The sequence below is a fragment of the Nocardioides sp. TRM66260-LWL genome (genome assembly GCF_020075545.1).
Lineage (GTDB): Bacteria > Actinomycetota > Actinomycetes > Propionibacteriales > Nocardioidaceae > Nocardioides.
The window spans coordinates 534,321-549,887 of record NZ_JAIQZK010000002.1; the positions used below are offsets into that span (position 1 = coordinate 534,321).

Genomic DNA, 15,567 nt, shown 5'->3' on the forward strand with positions numbered 1-15,567 from the left:
CATGGCCGACGGCGACATCGTCCTCGGGGCGAACCAGTACGGGAAGGCCGAGTGCCGGCTGGTGCGCGTCGAGCGCGACACGGCGCGACACGCGATCACCGACCTGACCGTCACCACCCAGCTGCGCGGGGACTTCGAGGCCTGCCACCTCGAGGGCGACAACAGCCTGGTCGTGGCCACCGACACCCAGAAGAACACCGTGTACGCGTTCGCCCGCGAGCACGGCGTCGCGGGCGTCGAGCCGTTCCTGCTCACCCTCGCCGACCACTTCGTCGAGACGTTCCCGCAGGTCAGCGCGGCCGAGATCAGCGCGGAGCAGCATGCGTGGGAGCGCATCGAGGTCGACGGACGCCCGCACGACCACTCCTTCGTCCGCTCCGGACGCGAGGTGCGCACGGCCCGCGTCGTCCGCGAGGGCGAGGCCGTGACAGTGCACGCCGGGCTCACCGACTGCGTGCTGCTGAAGTCCACGGGCTCGGAGTTCCACGGGTTCCCGCGCGACCGCTACACGACGCTGGCCGAGACCGACGACCGCATCCTGGCCACCAGCCTCACCGCCACCTGGCGCTACGCGGCCGGCGCGCACGTCGACGCCGACCTCGAGGCCGCCTACGCCTCGGTGCGCGCGATCCTGCTCGCCACCTTCGCCGACCTGCACTCCCTGGCCCTGCAGCAGACCATCCACGCGATGGGTCGCGCCGTGCTCGAGGCCCACCCCGAGATCGCGGAGATCTCGCTGCGCTGCCCCAACAAGCACCACTTCCTGGTCGACCTCGCGCCGTTCGGCCTCGACAACCCCGGCGAGGTCTTCGTCGCCGCCGACCGGCCCTACGGCCTGATCCAGGCGACGGTCCTGCGGGAGGGCGCGTGACGCCGGGCGACGCCCTCCCCGGCGGGCCGCTCGACGTCGTCGCCGGCCCCCGCGTGCTCGTGGCCGACGACGCCGCGCCCGACCGCGTCCGCAGCGTGCCCGCGCTGCTGCGGCTGGCCGAGGGCCGGATCGCCGCGATCGAGGAGCACCCCGACGTCCGCTCGCTCGACGCCGCGCTCGAGGCCGAGCGCGCCCGCGGCGCGACGGTGCTCCGGGCGCCCGACGCCGCCGCCGTGCTCCCCGGCGGCGTCGACACCCACGTGCACGTCAACGAGCCGGGCCGCACCCACTGGGAGGGGTTCTCCTCGGCGACGGCGGCGGCGGCGCTCGGCGGCGTCACGACGCTCGTCGACATGCCGCTGAACTCCCTGCCGCCCACCACGACGGCCGCGCACCTGGCGGTCAAGCGCGACGCCGCGGCCGGGCAGCTGGCCGTCGACGTCGGCTTCTGGGGCGGCGCGATCCCCGGCAACCTCGCCGACCTCGAGCCGCTCTGGGAGGCCGGCGTGCTCGGCTTCAAGTGCTTCCTCTCGCCCTCGGGCGTCGAGGAGTTCCCGCCGCTGGACGCCGCCGGCCTGCGGGCCGCGCTGGTCGAGGTGGCCCGGCTCGGCGCGCTGCTGATCGTCCACGCCGAGGACGCCGCCGTGCTGGCCCGGACCCCGGCCCCGCCGTCCCGCGCGTACGCCGACTTCCTCGCCTCGCGGCCCGAGGACGCCGAGCTGGCCGCGATCGCGGCGGTGGTCGAGGGCGTGCGCGAGACCGGCGCCCGGGCCCACGTGCTGCACCTCTCCTCGGCCCGCGCCCTGCCGCTGCTCGCCGAGGCCCGCGCCGAGGGCCTGCCGCTCACCGTCGAGACCTGCCCGCACTACCTCTGCCTGAGCGCCGAGGGCATCCCGGACGCCGCACCGCAGTTCAAGTGCTGCCCGCCGATCCGCGACGACGCCAACCGCGACGCGCTGTGGGACGGCCTCGTCGACGGCGTGATCGACCTGGTCGTCAGCGACCACTCCCCCGCCGACGCGGCCGAGAAGGAGCGCGGCGACGGCGACCTGCAGCAGGCCTGGGGCGGCGTCTCGGGCCTGCAGGTCGGGCTGACCGCGGTGGCCGCCGAGGCGCGCGCCCGCGGGCTCGGCCTGGAGCAGGTGAGCCGGTGGACCTCCCGCAACCCCGCCGACCTCGTCGGCCTCACCTCCAAGGGACGGCTCGCGGTGGGCGCGGACGCCGACCTCGCGGTGTTCGACGAGGCGGTGCCGTGGTCGGTCGACGTCGCGCGGCTGGCCCACCGCCACCCGATCTCCGCCTACGACGGCCTCGTCTACCCCGGCAGCGTCACCGCGACGGTGCGCGCCGGCGTCCTGCTGCCCCGCGAGCCCGACGCCCTCCCGCGCGACGGCTCGCGGCTCGCCCGACCCCGCCAGGAGGCCCGCGCATGAGCCTGCCCATCGACCCGCCCCCACGCCTGCTCATGGGCCCGGGGCCGATCACCGCCGACCCCCGCGTGCTGCGCGCGATGTCGGCGCAGCTCGTCGGCCAGTACGACCCCGCGATGACGGCCTACATGACCGAGACGATGGCGCTCTACCGGCAGGTGTTCGTCACGGAGAACGAGCACACGTTCCTGGTCGACGGCACCTCGCGGGCCGGCATCGAGGCCGCGCTGGTCTCGCTGCTCGAGCCGGGCGACCGCGTGCTGGTGCCGGTCTTCGGCCGCTTCGGCCACCTGCTCACCGAGATCGCCGAGCGCTGCCGCGCCGAGGTGCACACCGTCGAGGTGCCGTGGGGCGAGGTGGTGCCGGCCGAGCTCGTCGAGGAGGCGGTCGTGCGGGTGCGCCCGAAGCTGCTCGCCACCGTGCAGGGCGACACCTCCACCACCATGTGCCAGCCGCTCGCCGACCTCGGCGAGATCTGCCGGCGTCACGACGTGCTGTTCTACTGCGACGCCACCGCCTCGCTCGGCGGCAACGAGCTGCCGGCCGACGCCTGGGGGCTCGACGTCGTCACCGCCGGGCTGCAGAAGTGCCTGGCCGGGCCGTCGGGCAGCGCCCCGATCACGCTCTCGCCGCGCGCCGCCGCGCTGATCGCGGCCCGCCGCCACGTCGAGGCCGGCATCGCCACCGACGACGACGTGCCGCGCGGGGCCCGGATCGCCTCGAACTACCTCGACCTCGCCCAGATCATGGAGTACTGGGGCCCGCGTCGGCTCAACCACCACACCGAGGCCACGACCATGCTCTACGGGGCGCGCGAGTGCGCCCGGATCCTGCTCGAGGAGGGCCTCGACCGGGCGATCGACCGGCACCGCCGGCACGGGGAGGCGATGCTCGCCGGCGTCCGGGGCCTCGGGCTGCAGGTGTTCGGCGACGTCGCGCACAAGATGACCAACGTCGTGGCCGTCCACATCCCCGACGGGGTCGACGGCGACGCCGTGCGCGCCGGGCTGCTGGAGGACTACGGCCTCGAGATCGGCACCAGCTTCGGGCCGCTGCACGGGCGGGTCTGGCGGATCGGGACGATGGGCTACAACGCCCGCACCGACGCCGTGCTGACCACGCTGGCGGTGCTCGAGCAGGCCCTGCGCGCCGCGGGCGTCCCCGTGACGCCGGGCGCCGGCGTGGGCGCCGCGCGCGAGGTGTACGCGTGAGCGCCGCCGAGGTGCTCGCCCGCTGCGCCGAGCTCGACACGCTCTCGGCCCGCGCCGACGGCCTGGAGCGCACGCACCTGACGCCGGAGCACGCCGCGGCCAACCGGCTGGTCGGCGGCTGGTGCCGCGACGCCGGGCTGCGCACCTGGGTCGACGCCGCCGGCAACCTGTGCGCGCGGCGCGACGCCGACCTGCCGCCGGACGCCCGCGCGCTGCTGCTCGGCAGCCACCTCGACACCGTGCCCGACGCCGGCTCCTACGACGGCATGCTCGGCGTCGTCATGGCGCTGGAGGTGATCGCCCGGATCGACGGGCGGGTCGCCGCCGGCGAGCTCGCCGAGCTGCCGTTCGCGCTCGAGCTGATCGGCTTCTCCGACGAGGAGGGCGCCCGGTTCGGCACCGCCCTGCTCGGCTCGAAGGCCGCCTCCGGCCAGTGGGACGAGGACTGGTGGGACCTGCGCGACCGCCACGGCGTCTCGCTGCACGAGGCGTTCCACGCCTTCGGCCTCGACCCGCGCCGCGTCGGCGAGGCGGCCCGGCGTCCCGAGGACCTCGTCGGCTACCTCGAGGCGCACATCGAGCAGGGCCCGTACCTGGAGGAGGCCGACGCCTCGCTCGGCTACGTGACGACGATCGCCGGCGCCCGCCGCTTCCGCCTCACCGTGCTCGGCGAGGCCCGGCACGCCGGCGGCACGCCCTACCCGCGCCGCCGGGACGCCCTGGTGGGCGCCGCCGAGGCGATCACGGCGATCGAGCGGCTGGCCCGCGCGAGCGGCGGCATCGCGACGGTCGGACGCATCGAGGCGCGTCCGGGGGCGGTCAACGTGATCGCCGGCCGGGCCGACCTCAGCCTCGATCTGCGGGCGGCCACCGACGAGGAGCGCGACGCGTTGTGGGAGGCGATGGAGGCGGAGATCTCCGCGCTCTGCACCGCCCGCGGCCTGCGGTTCGAGGCCCGCGAGACCCACCGCGCCCCCGCCGCCCCGTGCGCGCCGTGGCTGCAGGAGGCCGTGGTCGCCGGCATCGCCGCCACGGGCGACCTCGACCCGATGGGCCTGTGGAGCCGCGCGGGCCACGACGCGATGGCGATGGCCGCGGTGACCGACATCGGCATGCTGTTCCTGCGCTGCTTCGACGGCATCAGCCACCACCCGGCCGAGGACGTCCGCGAGGTCGACGTCGCCGCCGGCCTGGACGCCCTCGAGGCCGCCGTCGTGGCCGTGGCCGACGCGGTGCGCGCCGGGGCCGCGCCGCAGCGGGCCGGGGCGCGATGACGGCCTCGCCGGCCGGCGTCCGGGCCGAGGGCGCAGGCGTCCCGTGGTCGCGCCTGCCGATCGACGAGCGGATCGCCGCCCGGCGGCACGCCCTCTCGCCGCAGGAGCGCCGGGCCGCGGCCACCCTCGTCGCCCACCTCGACGACCTCGCCACCTACCGCGCCGCCGAGCTGGCCGACCTCGCCGGGGTGTCGAAGGCGACCATGAGCCGGCTCTTCCGCAGCCTCGGCTTCGCCGACTTCGACGAGGTGCGCGAGCACCTGCGGGGTCTGCGCGGCGGCGAGCCCGGACGCCTGCGCGCCGGCGCCGGGGCGGTGGGCCCCGACCTCTCCGCGCACCTGGCCGCCGAGGCCGGCAACCTGCGCCGGGCGCTCGAGCAGCCCGGCGTGGCGGCGGCGGTGCGGCTGCTGGCCGAGGCCCGCACGGTCACCGTGGCCGGCTGGCGCAACAGCCACCCGGTCGCGCTGCACCTGCGCCAGCAGCTGGCGCACGTGCGTCCCGACGTGCGCCTCGCGCCGCTGCCGGGGCAGGTCAGCGGCGAGGAGCTCGTGGGTCTCGGCGAGGACGACGTGGTCGTCGCGGTCGGCTTCCGGCGTCGTCCCGCCGGGTTCGGTGCGTTCGTCGCGGAGGCCGCGGGCACGGGCGCCGCGGTCGTGCTGCTCGCCGATCCCTCGGCGCAGGCCCACGCCGCGCATGCCGACGTCCAGCTCGTCTGCGAGCTCGAGGGGCTGCTCGGCTTCGACTCCTACGCCGCCGCGATGGGCCTGGTGGCCGTGCTCGCCGACGGCGTCCTCGCGGCCCGCGACGACGGCGCGGCCCGGGTCGCGGCGATCACCGCCGCCTACCGCCGGCTCGACGAGGTGGAGTGATGGACCTCGGCACCGTCACGTCCTTCCGCAGCGCCCGCACGCGCGCCGACCTCGACCTCGCCCTGGGCGAGGCGCCGCTGGCCGGCGGCACCTGGCTGATGTCGACCCCGCACCCGCAGGTCAGCGGGCTGGTCGACCTCACCACCCTCGGCTGGCCCGATCTCGAGCCGCTGCCCGACGGGGGCCTGCGGATCGGCGCGACCTGCCCGATCGCCACCCTGGCCACCAGCGGCCGGTCGGCGCTGTTCGCCCGCGGCGCCGCGGCGCTGCTGATGTCGTTCAAGGTGCAGCAGGTCGCCACCGTCGGCGGCAACGTCTGCCTCGGCCTGCCCGCCGCCGCCATGACCTCGGTGCTCGCCGGGCTGGCCGCCACCGCGGTGGTCTGGACGCCCGACGGCGCCGAGCGCCGGGTGCCGGTGGCCGAGCTGGTCGTGGGCGACCACCGCACCGACCTGGCCCCCGGCGAGGTGCTGCGCGCGCTCGAGGTGTCCCCGGCGATGCTGGCCGCCCCGAGCACGCTGCGGCGCATCGCCCTCACCGAGCACGGCCGCTCGGCCGCGGTGGTGGTCGGGGTCGCGACGCCGGCCGGACCGCGGGTCGTCGTCACGGCCTCCACGCCGCACCCGGTCGTCCTGCACGGCGAGCGCGACCCCCGCGACCCGCGCGCCCTCGACGACGTCGCGTGGTTCGACGATCCCCACGGCGCCCCCGACTGGCGGGCCGCGATGACCGCCCGCCTGGTCGCGGAGGTCGTGGCCGACCTGGACCGGAGCGCGGCATGAGCGGCCTGACCGTCGACGGCGTGCCGGTCGACGCCGCGCCGCGGCCGGGCCAGTGCCTGCGCACCTACCTGCGCGAGGCCGGGCACCTGGCGGTGAAGAAGGGCTGCGACGCCGGCGACTGCGGCGCCTGCACCGTGCTCGTCGACGGCGCCCCGCGGCACTCCTGCCTGGTGCCGGCCGCCCGCGCGGTGCGCGACGGCGCGTGCGTCACCACGGCCGCCGGTCTCGGCACCCCCGAGCGCCCGCATCCGGTGCAGCAGCGGTTCCTCGACGCCCAGGGGTTCCAGTGCGGCTTCTGCACCGCCGGGCTGGTGGTCACCGCGGCGGCGCTGGAGGAGGGCGACGCCTCGCCGCGTCCCGACGCGGCGGCCGACGAGACCTGGAAGGGCAACCTGTGCCGCTGCACGGGCTACCGCTCGATCCGCGACGCGCTCGCCGGACGCACCAACGTCGGCCCCGCCGGCGGTCTCGGCACCTCGACCCCCGCCCCCGCCGGCCCGGAGATCGTCACCGGTCGCGCCGCGTACACCCTCGACCTGCCGCCCGACCACCCCGCGGCCGCGCGGCTGCACGCGGTGCTCGTCACCAGCCCGCACCCGCACGCCCGGATCCGCCGCATCGACGCCACCGCCGCGCTGGCGAGCCCCGGTGTCCGACTCGTGCTCACCCACCGCGACGCGCCCGCCACGCTCTACTCCACCGCCCGGCACGAGAGCCGTCTCGACGACCCCGACGACACCCGCCTGCTCGACGACGTCGTGCGGTTCCACGGGCAGCGGGTCGCGGTCGTGGTGGCCGCGTCGGTGGCCGAGGCCGAGGCCGCCGCCCGGCTGGTCGAGGTCGACTACGAGGTGCTGCCGCACGTCGTCGACCCCGAGGCGGCCCGGGCCCCCGGCGCCCCGCTCGTGCACGGCGACAAGGACGCCGTCACGCACCGCATCAGCGAGCCGCACCGCAACGTGGTGGCCCAGACGCACGGCGAGGTCGGCGACGTCGAGGCCGGCCTGGCCGCCGCGCACGCCCGCGTGCACGGCACCTGGCGCACCGCCCGGGTCACCCACGTCGCGCTGGAGACCCACGGCGCGGTGGCCTGGCTCGACGAGCACGACGGACGCCTGCACGTGCGGACCTCCACGCAGGTGCCGTTCCTGGTGCGCGACGAGCTCGCGCACGTGCTCGGCCTGCCCCGCGAGCAGGTGCGGGTGCACGCCGCCCGGGTCGGCGGCGGCTTCGGCGGCAAGCAGGAGATGCTCGTCGAGGACGTCGTCGCCCTGGCCGTGCTGCGCCTGGCCGAGCAGGCCCGCGCCCGTGGCGAGCGGCCGCCGGCGGTGCAGCTGGACCTCACCCGCGAGCAGCAGCTGACCCAGGTGCCCGTGCGGCACCCGATGCGCGTGGAGGTCGAGCTCGGCGCCGACGCCGAGGGCGTCCTGACCGCGATGCGGCTCGACGTGCTCTCCGACACCGGCGCCTACGGCAACCACGCCGCCGGCGTCCTGTTCCACGGCGTCCACGAGTCGGTGGCGCTCTACCGCTGCGCGAGCAAGCGGGTCGACGCCGAGGCCGTCTACACCCATCAGCCGCCCTCCGGCGCCTTCCGCGGGTACGGCCTGGGCCAGGTGGTCTTCGCGATCGAGTCGGCCCTCGACGACCTCGCTCGCGAGCTCGGCCTGACGCCCGCCGAGATCCGGCGGCGCAACGTCGTCCGGCCGGGCGACGGGCTGATCGTGAACGGCCCGGCCGACACCGACGTCGAGCTGCACGGCGACGGCGTGCTGCAGTGCCTCGACCTGGTCGAGGCCGCCCTGGGCGAGCCCGACGCCGCGCCGGACGCGCTCGACCTCGACGGCGGGGGCTGGCTGGTCGGCGAGGGCCTGGCCGCGGCGATGATCGCCACCATCCCGCCGCGCGGCCACCACGCCACCGCCGCGCTCGCCGCGCACGCGGACGGCACGCTCCTGCTCGAGGTCGGCAGCGCGGAGTTCGGCAACGGCTCGGCCACCGTCCACCGCCAGATCGTCGCCGAGGCGCTGGCCGGCCACGCGCCCTGGGACGAGCCGCACCGCCTGCGGGTGCACGCGAGCGACACCGACGCCTGCGTCCACGACACCGGCGCCTACGGCTCCACCGGCTCGGTCGTCGCCGGCGGCGCCGTCGCGGCCGCGGCGCGCGCGCTCGCCGAGCGCCTGGCGGCCGGCGAGCGACCCACGCCGGACGCGCCCCTGCGGGCCGAGGGCAGCCACCACGGGACGCCGCGCTCGGTGGCCTACAACGTGCACGGCGTGCGGGTCGCGGTGCGGCCCGCCACCGGCGAGCTGCGGATCCTGCGCTCGGTGCACGCCGCCGACGCCGGCCGGGTGCTCAACCCCGAGCAGCTGCGCGGCCAGATCGAGGGCGGCGTGGCGCAGGCCCTGGGCAGCGCGCTCACCGAGGAGATCGTGCTGCGCGACGGCGTCGTCACCACCCGGACGCTGCGCGACTACCGCGTGCCGCAGCTCGGCGACGTGCCGGAGACCGTCGTCCTGCTGGCCGACACGCACGACCCGCTCGGCCCCGGCGGGGCGAAGTCGATGAGCGAGGCGCCCTACAACCCCGTCGCGCCCGCGGTCGCCAACGCCGTCCGCGACGCCACCGGACGCCGTCCGCACGAGCTGCCGATGAGCCGCGACCGGCTCTGGCGGCTCCTGGACGCGCCCGCCGAACCAGCCGAGCCCACCACCCGGGAGACGCCATGACCCACGACCACCACCGCTGGCTCGAGCGCGCGATCGCGCTGGCCACCGAGAACGTCGCCGCCGGCGGCGGCCCGTTCGGCGCGGTGATCGTGCGCGACGGGGCGGTGCTGGCCGAGGGCCAGAACCGCGTCACCCGCGATCTCGACCCGACCGCCCACGCCGAGGTGGTGGCCATCCGGCGCGCCTGCGCCGACGCCGGCGACTTCTCCCTCGCCGGCGCCACCCTCTACGCCTCCTGCGAGCCGTGCCCCCTGTGCCTGGCCGCCTCGCTGTGGGCACGGGTCGATCGGGTCGTGTTCGCCGCCGACCGGGTCGACGCCGCGCGCGGCGGCTTCGACGACCAGGCGTTCTACGCCCTCTTCGAGCAGCCCCGCGACACCTGGCCGACGCCGGTGGGCGCCCTCGCGGTGCCCGGCGCGTTCGCGCCGTTCGAGGCGTGGCTGGCCAAGGGCGACCGCACGCACTACTGAGGCGCTGAGCGCGACGGCGAAGCGCGTTTCATCACACCGGGCCACTGAAACCCGAGTTTTAACGCGGCGGAAACGCTCTCTGTCCGAGACTGCAACGCCCCGTTCCTAACGTCCGTGGCGTCTCGGATCCGTCCACCGTGCGATCGATGCCGCACCCCCACGAGGAGCTCCTCCATGACCCTGCCCCAGACCGGGCCGCGCCCCGCCCGCCGCACCGGCGTCCGCCTCGCCGCCCTGCTCGCCGCCGGCGCGCTCGCCCTCACCGCCTGCGGCTCCGACGGCGGCGACAGCACCGCCGGCGACGCCCCCGCCAGCGGCGCCCCCGCGGCCGGCAGCCTCGGCGAGACGTCCGTGCAGTTCTCCTGGATCAAGAACGCCGAGTTCGCCGGCGAGTTCATCGCCGACGACTCCGGCTACTACGAGAAGGCCGGCTTCTCGAAGGTCACCTTCCTGCCCGGCCCTGTGGCGCAGGAGGAGGTCGTGGCCACCGGCAAGGCCGACTTCGGCCTGAGCAACGCCGTCTCGACGGCCGCGGCGATCGCCAACTCGGGCTTCCCGCTGAAGATCGTCGGCGCCACCTACCAGAAGAACCCGTTCTCGATCCTCTCGCTGGCCGACAAGGGCGACATCAAGACCCCGCAGGACCTGTGCGGCAAGAAGATCGGCGTCCAGGACCCCAACCTCTCGCTGTTCAAGGCGTTCCTCTCCGCCAACGGCATCGACGAGAAGTGCCTGACCATCGTCCCGAACTCCTTCGACGTCGCGCCGCTGGAGGACAAGCAGATCGACGGCCTGGTCGCCTACCTGACCAACGAGTCGCTGCTGGTCAAGGGCCACGGGTTCGACACCGTCGACCTGCCCTTCGCCGACAACAACCTGCCGTTCGTGGCCGAGACCGTCATCACCACCGACGACATGATCAAGAACAGCCCGGAGAAGGTCGAGGCGTTCCTCAAGGCCGAGATCGAGGGCTGGAAGGACGCCTGCGACGGCGACACCGGCTACGAGGCCGGCGCGAAGCTCGCGGTCGAGAAGTACGGCAAGGACATCGACCCGCCGCTGGAGCTGAAGAAGGAGGTCGAGCAGGCCAAGCAGCAGTGCGAGCTGCTCGTCAACACCGACGAGACCAAGGCCAACGGCCTGTTCACGATCAGCCCCGACCTGATCGAGAAGAACATCGCCTCGGTGAAGGCGGCCGGCATCGACATCACCGCCGAGGAGCTCTTCGACACCTCGATCATCGAGAAGGTCTACGCCGACAACCCCGACCTCAAGGGCTGAGCGAGGCCGTGACCGAGCCCGTCACCACCAGCGCGGCGCCGGAGTCGACCCCCGTGGTCGGCTCCGGCGCCGCCGGCGCGCCCGCCGCGTCCGCCCCGACGTCCGGCAGCACCGGCACCGGCGTCCGCATCGAGCACCTGTCCAAGACCTTCTCCGTGGGCCGCGGCAAGGAGGTCGTGGCGCTGCAGGACACCACCCTGTTCACCGACCGCGGCAGCTTCCTCTCGCTGCTCGGCCCCTCGGGCTGCGGCAAGTCGACGATCCTGCGGATCCTCGCCGGCCTCGAGGAGCCGACGACCGGCACCGCGCTCGTCGACGGGAAGACCCCCCGCGAGCTGCGCCGCGACCACGAGCTCGGCATCGCCTTCCAGGACTCCGCCCTGCTGCCGTGGCGCAGCGTGGAGTCCAACATCCGCCTGCCGTTCCAGGTGTCGGGCACCCAGGCCGACGACGACCTCGTCCGCGAGCTCATCCGGCTCGTCGGCCTCGAGGGGTTCGAGAAGGCCAAGCCCGGACAGCTCTCCGGCGGCATGCGCCAGCGGGTCTCGATCGCCCGCGCGCTGGTCGTCAAGCCGAGCGTCCTGCTGCTCGACGAGCCGTTCGGCGCGCTCGACGACATGACCCGGCAGCGGCTCAACCTCGAGCTGCTGCGCATCTGGACCGAGAAGCCGGCCACGACGCTGATGGTCACCCACGGCATCAGCGAGGCGATCTTCCTCTCCGACGAGGTCGCGGTGATGAGCCCGCGCCCGGGTCGGGTCAAGGAGGTCATCGACGTCGACCTGCCGCGTCCGCGCACCCCCGACATGATGCGCACCCCCGAGTTCCACGCCCTGCACGACCGCGCCTCCGAGCTGCTCTTCGGCGACGGCGGCGCGGCGGTCGAGGCCGGCAGCTGATGGCCGGCGCACACGCCCTCGGCCCCGCACCGGCCCGGCGTCGCCTCGCGCTCTCGCCCGAGCGGGTCCGCACCCTCGGCGTGGGCGGCGGCTCGATCGTCGCCCTGCTCGTCGTGTGGTGGGTCAGCGCCGCGACGTTCCTGGCCGACAACCAGGTGCCGACGCCGCTCGACGTGCTGCGCACCTTCGAGGAGCGCGGCTTCGGCTACTACCGGCGGATCTTCTCGGTGACCCTGCAGGAGGCGGCCACCGGCTACGTCTACGGCGTCGCGATCGCCCTGGCGCTGGCCGTGCTCGTCCTGCTGGTGCCCCTCCTGGCGCCGGTGATCATGCAGTTCGCGGTGGTCACCTACTGCCTGCCGATCGTCGTCCTCGCGCCGATCCTGATCGTCGCCAACGAGATCCCCGAGCGGGGCGGCACCTCGGCCACGGCCATCGACCTGGCGGCCATCTCGGTCATCTTCACCACCGTCGTCGGGGCGGTGCTCGGCTTCCGCTCCGCCGACCCGGTGAGCCTCGACGTCGTCGAGGTCTACGGCGGCGGACGCCTCCAGCAGTTCTGGCGGGTGCGGCTGGTCGCCGCGGTGCCGGCCCTGTTCACCACCCTCCAGATCGCCGCGCCCGCGGCCTACCTGGGCGCGCTGCTCGGCGAGTACTTCGACAAGCACCTCGAGATCGGCGTCGGGCCCTCGCTCTACCTCGCGCAGTACAACCGCGAGACCGCGCTGGCGTGGTCGCTCGGCATCACCTGCGCGATCGTCTCCGGCGCGGCCTATGCCGCCATCGGCCTGCTCGGCCGCCTCGTGACGCCCTGGGCGACGGGGGCCCCGCGATGAGCGCGACCTCGAGCGCGGTCGTCCGCGCCGTGCGTCCGGTCGGACGTCCGCTGTTCAACCTGGCGTTCGTGCTGGCCAGCCTGGTCGGCCTGTGGCTGCTGGTGCTGCACCTGGCCGACGTCAGCCCGCTGGTCACCCGCAAGCCGCAGGACGTCTACGAGTTCCTGTTCGTCGACCGCAAGGCGCCGGCCAACCGCACCGCGGTGCTCTCGCCGCTGTGGCAGACCCTGCTCGACGCCGGCATCGGCTTCGTCGCCGGCCTCGGCGCGGCGATCGCGATCGCCACCGCCACCTACCTCTCCCGCGGCGTCGAGGCGGCCACCATGCCGGTGGCGATGCTGGTGCGCACGGTGCCGCTGGTGGCCCTCGCCCCGATCATCACCCTGCTGCTCGGCAACGGCCTCGCGACCGTCGCGGTGATGAGCGGCATCGTCGTGCTCTTCCCGGCGCTGGTGACGATCGCCTTCGGGCTCCGCTCGGTGACCCCGCAGATGAGCGACGTCGTGCACGTCTACGGCGGCGGCACCTGGGCGGTGCTGCGCCGGGTCGCCTACCCGTCGGCGGTCCCGTCGGTCTTCGCCGCGATCCGGATCTCGGTGCCCGGCGCGATCACCGGCGCGCTGATCGCGGAGTTCTACACGACCCCCGACAGCGTCGGGAAGGCGATCAACCAGGGCCTCGCGCTCTACCAGTACGACCTCGTGTGGTCGCTGCTGGTGGTGCTGACCCTCGCCTCGGTGCTGCTCTACGCCGTCGCGCAGCTGCTCGAGGGGCTCGTCCTGGCCCGCTTCGGCCTGGCCGCCCAGCGGTCCTGACGGACAGGTCGCCTCGCCGTCGATCCGGCCGCGCGGTGTGATGACGAGCGTCACCCGATGACTGATGGGACGCGGGCGTCCGATGACCGGACGTTCTGGTACGACTGTCCACCATGACCACCCGGACCATCCTCATCACCGGCGCGGCCGCCGGCATCGGCCGCACCACCGCCCTCACCTTCGCCCGCGAGGGCTGGACGATCGGCGGCTACGACATCGACGAGGCCGGTCTGGCGACCCTCGCCGCGGAGGTCGAGGCCCTCGGCGCCCGCGCGATCACCGGTCGCCTCGACGTCACCGACGCCGACGCCTTCGCGGCCGCGGTCGACGGGTTCGTCGAGCAGACCGGACGCCTGGACGTGCTGGTCAACAACGCCGGCATCCTGCGCGCCGGGCAGTTCGTCGACATGTCGGTGGCCACCCACCACCTGGAGATCGACATCAACGTCAAGGGCGTCGTCAACGGCGCGCACGCCGGCTTCCGGCACCTCAAGGCCACCCCCGGCTCGGTGATGGTCAACCTGGCCTCCGCCTCGGCCATCTACGGCCAGGCCGAGCTGGCGAACTACTCGGCCACCAAGTTCTTCGTCCGCGGCCTCTCCGAGGCCCTCGACCTGGAGTGGGGCGCCCACGGCATCCGGGTCGTGGCGATCTGGCCGCTGTTCGTCGAGACCGCGATGACCGCCGACATCGCCACCGGCACCACCGACACTCTCGGCATCCGCCTGGGGCCCCAGGACGTCGCGAACACCATCCGCGCCGCCGTCGAGCCGTCGACCGTGCGCCGCACCCTGCACCAGGTGCACTACCCGGTCGGCACGCAGAGCACCGTGCTCTCCCTCGGCTCCCGCTTCTCCCCCGCGTGGCTCACGCGACTGGTGAACAAGCGGCTCGCCCACTCCTGAGCCGGGCCACGGGCCCCTTGTAACGCGGAGTCCCGTGAACTGACCACCCCTTGTGACTGGTGGGAGGTTCACGGGACTCCGCGTTACATGCGTCAGGCCGCGCCGACGGACGCCCGCGCGTGCAGCCCGCCGACGAGCGTGACGCCGACGATCAGCACGCCTGCGAGCACCAGGCCGGCGCCGAGGTGCCACTGCAGCAGGGCGGCTCCGGCGGCGGCGCCGGCGAGGATCAGCGCGACGGCGAGGAAGCGACGCCCGGAGCCGCCGCCCGCCGCACGGGCCTTGCCGCTGCCGAGCACCGAGTCGGCGGCCAGGCCGGTGATGGTGGAGGTGACGACGACGGTCGTGACGTCCTTGACCGCGATCACCCGGGCGGTCGCGGCCTGGACGCCCATGACCGCGCCGAGCAGCGTCGTGACGGTGACGCCGACCGCCCGGGCCGGCTCCTCGCCGTCGACGAGCAGCAGCACCGCGAGCCCCAGCGTCACCACGCCGACGAGCGCGAAGAGGACGGTGGTGCGCGAGGTCCAGGCGACGCCGGCCCGCCGCAGCACCCGACCGCCCAGCGCGGCGCCGGCCATGAAGCCGAGCAGCGCGAGCGCCGGGCCGAGGATCGGCAGGCCGTCGCCGCCGACGAGCGCCATGCCGAGGATGACCACGTTGCCGGTCATGTTGCCGGTGAAGACGCGGTCGAGGCCGAGGTAGCCGACGGCGTCGACGATGCCGGTGGTGAAGGTGAGCACGAGCATCAGCCACAGGTGGAGGCGGTCGGCGGGGACGGCGGCGAGGCGGGTCACGGGCGCGATTCTGTCGGAGCGCGGGCCTCGCGCGCCCGTCACCCCCGCGGGTGGATCCGTGACGATCGTCGCTGGGTAGGAGACCCACCCACGCACCATCCGTCCCACAGGAGGAATCACATGTTCAACCTCATCGGTCTGCTCGTCGTCGGCCTGATCATCGGCGCGCTCGCGCGCCTCATCAAGCCCGGCCGTCAGGCGCTCGGCGTGGCGGGCACCCTGGGCCTCGGCGTCGTCGGCGCGCTGATCGGCGGCGTCGTCGCGAGCCTGCTGGGCACCGGCGACATCTTCGAGCTCAACATCCTCGGCTTCATCGTGGCCGTCATCGCCGCGGTGGCCCTGATCGGCGTCGCCGAGAACACCGTCGGCAAGCGCCACCACGTCTGAGCACCGCT

At 74.9% G+C, this 15,567-nt stretch carries 15 protein-coding genes; 14 read left to right on the forward strand and 1 reads right to left on the reverse strand.

The window, feature by feature from the left end; all coding sequences use genetic code 11:
- Position 1 precedes the first annotated feature (1 nt).
- The 13 genes from pucL (at position 2) to K8Z61_RS09175 (ending at position 14,375) form a co-directional block, all read left to right on the forward strand.
- Positions 2–871 (forward strand): factor-independent urate hydroxylase, encoded by an 870-nt coding sequence (gene pucL, locus K8Z61_RS09115; RefSeq protein WP_224128670.1) that lies wholly within the window; start codon positions 2–4, stop codon positions 869–871.
- Positions 868–2,304 (forward strand): allantoinase AllB, encoded by a 1,437-nt coding sequence (gene allB, locus K8Z61_RS09120; RefSeq protein WP_224128672.1) that lies wholly within the window; start codon positions 868–870, stop codon positions 2,302–2,304. Before pucL ends, allB begins: the two co-directional genes overlap by 4 nt.
- Complete coding sequence (locus K8Z61_RS09125) at positions 2,301–3,512, forward strand: alanine--glyoxylate aminotransferase family protein (RefSeq protein WP_224128674.1); 1,212 nt, start codon at positions 2,301–2,303, stop codon at positions 3,510–3,512. The genes allB and K8Z61_RS09125 overlap by 4 nt, the downstream gene beginning before the upstream one ends.
- The gene (locus K8Z61_RS09130; protein ID WP_224128677.1) at positions 3,509–4,786 is read left to right on the forward strand and encodes an allantoate amidohydrolase; all 1,278 of its coding nucleotides are present in this window, start codon (positions 3,509–3,511) and stop codon (positions 4,784–4,786) included. The genes K8Z61_RS09125 and K8Z61_RS09130 overlap by 4 nt, the downstream gene beginning before the upstream one ends.
- The gene (locus tag K8Z61_RS09135) at positions 4,783–5,655 is read left to right on the forward strand and encodes a MurR/RpiR family transcriptional regulator (RefSeq protein ID WP_224128679.1); all 873 of its coding nucleotides are present in this window, start codon (positions 4,783–4,785) and stop codon (positions 5,653–5,655) included. Before K8Z61_RS09130 ends, K8Z61_RS09135 begins: the two co-directional genes overlap by 4 nt.
- Positions 5,655–6,437, forward strand: coding sequence for an FAD binding domain-containing protein (locus tag K8Z61_RS09140; protein WP_224128682.1), 783 nt, complete (start codon positions 5,655–5,657; stop codon positions 6,435–6,437). The genes K8Z61_RS09135 and K8Z61_RS09140 overlap by 1 nt, the downstream gene beginning before the upstream one ends.
- A complete protein-coding gene (locus K8Z61_RS09145; protein WP_224128684.1) occupies positions 6,434–9,169 on the forward strand; it encodes a molybdopterin cofactor-binding domain-containing protein in 2,736 nt (911 codons plus the stop codon). Before K8Z61_RS09140 ends, K8Z61_RS09145 begins: the two co-directional genes overlap by 4 nt.
- Positions 9,166–9,639, forward strand: coding sequence for a nucleoside deaminase (locus tag K8Z61_RS09150; protein WP_308116767.1), 474 nt, complete (start codon positions 9,166–9,168; stop codon positions 9,637–9,639). Before K8Z61_RS09145 ends, K8Z61_RS09150 begins: the two co-directional genes overlap by 4 nt.
- A 174-nt stretch (positions 9,640–9,813) precedes the next feature.
- Entirely contained in the window at positions 9,814–10,920 is a 1,107-nt protein-coding gene (locus K8Z61_RS09155; RefSeq protein ID WP_224128686.1) for an ABC transporter substrate-binding protein, read from the forward strand.
- Positions 10,921–10,928: 8 nt separating this feature from the next.
- Positions 10,929–11,819 carry an ABC transporter ATP-binding protein gene (locus K8Z61_RS09160; protein WP_224128688.1) on the forward strand — a complete coding sequence of 297 codons (891 nt, stop codon included), beginning with the start codon at positions 10,929–10,931 and terminating at the stop codon, positions 11,817–11,819.
- Positions 11,819–12,655 carry an ABC transporter permease gene (locus K8Z61_RS09165; RefSeq protein WP_224128691.1) on the forward strand — a complete coding sequence of 279 codons (837 nt, stop codon included), beginning with the start codon at positions 11,819–11,821 and terminating at the stop codon, positions 12,653–12,655. The genes K8Z61_RS09160 and K8Z61_RS09165 overlap by 1 nt, the downstream gene beginning before the upstream one ends.
- Positions 12,652–13,470 (forward strand): ABC transporter permease, encoded by an 819-nt coding sequence (locus tag K8Z61_RS09170; protein ID WP_224128693.1) that lies wholly within the window; start codon positions 12,652–12,654, stop codon positions 13,468–13,470. The genes K8Z61_RS09165 and K8Z61_RS09170 overlap by 4 nt, the downstream gene beginning before the upstream one ends.
- A 113-nt stretch (positions 13,471–13,583) precedes the next feature.
- Positions 13,584–14,375 carry an SDR family oxidoreductase gene (locus K8Z61_RS09175; RefSeq protein WP_224128696.1) on the forward strand — a complete coding sequence of 264 codons (792 nt, stop codon included), beginning with the start codon at positions 13,584–13,586 and terminating at the stop codon, positions 14,373–14,375.
- 92 nt (positions 14,376–14,467) lie between these two features.
- Here K8Z61_RS09175 and K8Z61_RS09180 read toward each other — a convergent pair whose 3' ends face one another.
- Positions 14,468–15,172, reverse strand: a complete 705-nt coding sequence (locus tag K8Z61_RS09180) for a YoaK family protein (RefSeq protein ID WP_224128698.1) — start codon at positions 15,170–15,172, stop codon at positions 14,468–14,470.
- 120 nt (positions 15,173–15,292) lie between these two features.
- Here K8Z61_RS09180 and K8Z61_RS09185 point away from each other — a divergent pair, with 120 nt between their 5' ends.
- Positions 15,293–15,559 carry a GlsB/YeaQ/YmgE family stress response membrane protein gene (locus K8Z61_RS09185; RefSeq protein ID WP_224128700.1) on the forward strand — a complete coding sequence of 89 codons (267 nt, stop codon included), beginning with the start codon at positions 15,293–15,295 and terminating at the stop codon, positions 15,557–15,559.
- The last annotated feature ends 8 nt before the right edge of the window (positions 15,560–15,567 follow it).